The following is a 1,562-nucleotide window of genomic DNA, read 5'->3' as shown; positions in this document are numbered from 1 at the left end:
GCCAGAAGATCCGGGGTCGTGATTCCGCGATCGACGAGGTCTCTCGCGACGGCAGCGAAGTCTTCGTGCACCTTGTGGCGCCCGGCCTTGAGAACCTGTGTGTGCCAACCGGGTCCGTACTCGCCGCCACCACGAATGTTCGCAACCACATAGGTTCCGCCCTGCGTCAGCCAGGCACGGCCCAGGGAACCGCTGTACGACGGTGTCAGCGAGATCTCGAATCCGCCGTACCCGTAGAGCAGGGTGGGGCCGGGCTCGCTACGCGGACTGCGCACCACGAAGTACGGAACCTGGGTGCCGTCGGCAGAGGTGGCGAAGAACTGCTCCGTGGTGATGCCCTCGGCGTCGAAGAACGAGGGAGCCTGCTTGAGGGCAGTGGGTTCGGTTTCGCCGATCACGCCGTGCAAAAGAGTTGCAGGGGAGGTGTATCCACTCGAATTGACGAAGTACTCGTTGCTGACATCAGGGTCGGTGTCGAGAATTTCGATACTGGTCAGTTCTGGAAGCCCTTCGAAAGGTCGATCCTCCCAGCCGTTTTCGCCCGGCGTCAGGATGCGCAGCGTCGTGCGCACGTCGGTCAGGACCACCAGAATCAGATGATCGCGTGTCCAGGTGTAATGCTCGAGCGACGAATGTGCGTCGGGTTCGAAGATCGATGTCAGTGTTCGTGAGCCGGCAAGGAAATCGTCGTAACGGATGGCAAGCAGTGCGCCGGTCGGATATTCGGTGTCCTCGACGGCCCACACGGACTTGGTGCGGATCAACAACCACTCGTGGTGAATCGAGATCCCGGCGTCCTCGGGGACGTCCACGAGCACCAGTTCACCGTCGGGGCGAACTTCGAAATGCTGAGAGTTGTAGAAATCGACCGAGCGAGTGACGAAGTCTCGTTCGAACCCGGGCGTCGGATCGTGCGAAGCCGAGATGGCCACGTCCGTGGACTGGCCCTCGTAGACGGTCTCGGCGCTGGAGAGGGGAGTGCCGCGCTTCCACCGCTGGGCCAGACGGGGATATCCGGAATCGGTGAGCGACCCTGGTCCGATATCCGTTCCGACGTAGACGGTATCGATGTCGATCCAGTCGATGTCGGTCTTGGCCTCGGGAAGGTAGAAGCCGGGATTCTCGCCCTCGGGAGCGAGGAACTCACGCTTGTCGATGTCGAACTCGCGAACGACCGCCGCGTCTGCCCCGCCGCGGGAGAGGCTGATCAATGCACGGTTGCGGTGTGGCCGTAGAAGTTGCGTGCCCTTCCAGACCCAGTTCTCGCCCTCGGCCTCGGCCAGGGCGTCGAGGTCGACCAGGACGTCCCATTCCGGGTCGTCGGTGACGTACTGATCGAACGTCGTGCGTCGCCACAATCCGCGAACGTGGGTGCTGTCGCGCCAGAAGTTGTAGAGGAACTCACCTCGACGGCGGACGTAGGGGATTCGCGCGTCGGTATCGAGGATCTCGCGCACGTCGCTCTGCAGTCGATCGAAGCGCTCGTTGTCGGTGAGCTGCTCCTCGGTCACGGCATTGTGCTGACGGACCCAATCGAGTGCAGACTCACCGGTCACGTCTTC

Annotated in this window: 1 protein-coding gene; it reads right to left on the bottom strand. The window is 62.4% G+C overall.

The window, feature by feature from the left end; all coding sequences use genetic code 11:
- The coding region (locus ABT116_RS45150) for a prolyl oligopeptidase family serine peptidase (protein ID WP_351646850.1) at positions 1–1,511 on the bottom strand (1,511 nt) is incomplete at its 3' end.
- Between the last annotated feature and the right edge of the window lie 51 nt (positions 1,512–1,562).

This window comes from Streptomyces sp. NPDC002130, assembly GCF_040296465.1.
GTDB lineage: Bacteria > Actinomycetota > Actinomycetes > Streptomycetales > Streptomycetaceae > Streptomyces.
Note: the sequence above shows the minus strand (reverse complement) of the source record. Positions and strands in the feature narration are given on the sequence as shown.